A 2,437-nucleotide genomic window follows, 5' to 3' on the forward strand; every position below is an offset into this window, starting at 1 on the left:
GAAGAAGGCGGCAGAGGGCAAGAACTGGAAGACCGATCTGTCCGGCGGCATCCAGCGTGTGACGATGCAGGTGCACGGCGTGCATCCGTTTGGTAACGCCAAGGCACGCGCAGTAGTCTGGAATTTCCCTGATCCTGTGCCTTTGCATCGCGAGCCGCTGTATGGCACGCGTCCTGATCTGGTTGCAAAATACCCGACCCACGACGACAAAAAAGCCTTCTGGCGCATGCCGACCCTGTACAAGTCTTTGCAGGACAAGAACGTCGAAGCCAAACTGTACGAGAAGTTTCCTATCATCCTTACCTCCGGACGACTGGTCGAATACGAAGGTGGCGGCGAGGAAACGCGCTCCAATCCATGGCTGGCCGAACTGCAGCAGGATAACTTTGTCGAGATCAATCCGAAAGCGGCATCCGCGCGCGGCATCCGCAATGGCGAGTATGTGATCGTCAGCACGCCGACTGGCGCACGCATCAAGGTCAAGGCACTGGTGACGATGCGCGTGGGTGAAGATACCGCGTTCATCCCGTTCCATTTCTCCGGCTGGTGGCAGGGCAAGGACATGATCGATTCCTATCCGGAAGGCGCACATCCTATCGTTCGTGGCGAGGCCGTCAATACTGCGACGACTTACGGCTACGATTCGGTCACGATGATGCAGGAAACCAAAACGACTATTTGCAATATCGAGAAAGCAGCGGCGTGATTATCTGTGCGAAGACCAGCGGCAAACCGTTGAACATGGATAAGAACAGCTAAGGAGACATCAAAATGGCACGAATGAAATTCATCTGCGATGCAGAGCGCTGTATCGAATGCAATGGGTGTGTGACCGCTTGCAAGAACGAGCATGAAGTTCCATGGGGCGTCAATCGCCGCCGCGTGGTAACGGTCAACGATGGCTTGATCGGACAGGAAAAATCGATTTCAGTCGCCTGCATGCATTGTTCCGATGCGCCCTGCATGGCCGTCTGTCCGGTCGATTGCTTCTACCGTACCGATGAAGGCGTGGTCCTGCATGACAAGGATATCTGTATCGGCTGCGGTTACTGTTCTTACGCATGCCCGTTTGGCGCACCGCAGTTTCCATCGAATGGAACTTTCGGTTTGCGCGGCAAAATGGACAAGTGCACGTTCTGCGCCGGCGGCCCGGAAGAAAACGGCTCGAAGGCGGAGTTTGAAAAATACGGCCGCAACCGTCTGGCCGAAGGCAAGCTGCCAGCCTGCGCTGAAATGTGTTCGACCAAAGCCTTGCTGGGCGGCGATGGTGATGTGATTGCCGACATTTTCCGCACGCGGGTCATGCGTCGCGGCAAGGGTAGCGAAGTCTGGGGTTGGGGCACGGCTTATGGCCAGGCGCCGAATCCGCAGGCAAAAGCACCAGTGGAGAAAAAATCATGATGCGCGCACTGTTGATCTCATTGGCAGCGCTGGCTTTGCTCGGTTGCAGCGAGAAGAGCCAGTCACAGGCGGATGCACGTGTCTCGGGCGATGTGGCGCCGCACCAGGGCGCGGCGAACGATCCTTACGTCATCAAGGGATGGACGGCCGGTAATAAAACCGAGTGGGATACGCAAATGCGCACACGTGCTCAAACGCAAAACGAGTACGTGAAAACCAATTGATGCGTGCGCGAGGAGAATGATCATGAACACATGGTTCGCCAAACTCGCCATCGGCCTGTCGCTCGTTGCAGCGACAGCCGGTGCGCTGGCCCAGAAAAACGAGCCTGCTGCCGCCAGCAAGGCGGAAGCGACAAGCGTAGCGCCGCCGGCGTCGCAGAACATGCCTGCCGTTCAGTCGGCCGACATTCTGGACATGCAGCAAAATCAGGCAGAACGCACGAAGGTTCAACCCGGCAATCTGGCACCTGTCTATCGCCAGATCAAGGATGGTGGCGAACACTATTCGAGCCTGCCGGCACTGGAAGCCGGCGTGCTGATACAGCCGAAGGCGCAATTCCCCGGCCAGGCACGTGCGACGACCGCCGGTGAAGCATGGCGTCATTATCGCAATGGTCCGCTGATGACTTATGGTGGCTGGCTGATCATTGTTGCTGTGATCGGGATTGCCGCATTTTACTTTTCAGTCGGCAGGATAAAGCTGAAAGAGACGCGGACAGGCCGCCTGATCGAACGCTTCACTTCGATAGAGCGTCTGTCGCACTGGACGGTGGCGATCAGCTTCCTGATACTGGGACTGACCGGCATCACGATGCTGTTCGGTAAATACGTGGTCTTGCCCGTGTTCGGCCATACCCTGTTCGGCTACCTGGCTTTCATTTGCAAGAATGTGCACAATTTCGTCGGACCTATATTCACGGTTGCACTGATCGTGATGTTCGCGATTTTGCCGGCGTGCTGATACAGCCGAAGGCGCAATTCCCCGGCCAGGCACGTGCGACGACCGCCGGTGAAGCATGGCGTCATTATCGCAA

4 protein-coding genes are annotated in these 2,437 nt (G+C 56.8%); all 4 read left to right on the plus strand.

Going from position 1 to position 2,437, the window contains the following annotated elements; genetic code table 11:
• Positions 1-706: formate dehydrogenase subunit alpha (locus Q7T06_RS05780; protein ID WP_304781728.1), on the plus strand; the 706-nt coding region annotated here is incomplete at its 5' end.
• Between the two features lie 65 nt (positions 707-771).
• The gene (fdh3B, locus tag Q7T06_RS05785; protein WP_304781731.1) at positions 772-1,401 is read left to right on the plus strand and encodes a formate dehydrogenase FDH3 subunit beta; all 630 of its coding nucleotides are present in this window, start codon (positions 772-774) and stop codon (positions 1,399-1,401) included.
• Positions 1,398-1,625 carry a hypothetical protein gene (locus Q7T06_RS05790; protein ID WP_304781733.1) on the plus strand — a complete coding sequence of 76 codons (228 nt, stop codon included), beginning with the start codon at positions 1,398-1,400 and terminating at the stop codon, positions 1,623-1,625. The genes fdh3B and Q7T06_RS05790 overlap by 4 nt, the downstream gene beginning before the upstream one ends.
• A gap of 22 nt (positions 1,626-1,647) precedes the next feature.
• Positions 1,648-2,364: a hypothetical protein gene (locus Q7T06_RS05795; RefSeq protein WP_304781735.1), complete on the plus strand. Its 717-nt coding sequence runs from the start codon at positions 1,648-1,650 to the stop codon at positions 2,362-2,364.
• Positions 2,365-2,437 lie beyond the last annotated feature (73 nt).

Source organism: Herminiimonas sp., from assembly GCF_030645555.1.
GTDB lineage: Bacteria > Pseudomonadota > Gammaproteobacteria > Burkholderiales > Burkholderiaceae_D > Oxalicibacterium.

Excerpts from the sequence above, each read along its gene's own strand:
- Q7T06_RS05790 (WP_304781733.1), top strand. The coding sequence starts at position 1,398 with ATGATGCGCGCACTGTTGATCTCATTGGCAGCGCTGGCTTTGCTCGGT.
- fdh3B (WP_304781731.1), top strand. The coding sequence starts at position 772 with ATGGCACGAATGAAATTCATCTGCGATGCAGAGCGCTGTATCGAATGC.
- Q7T06_RS05795 (WP_304781735.1), top strand. The coding sequence starts at position 1,648 with ATGAACACATGGTTCGCCAAACTCGCCATCGGCCTGTCGCTCGTTGCA.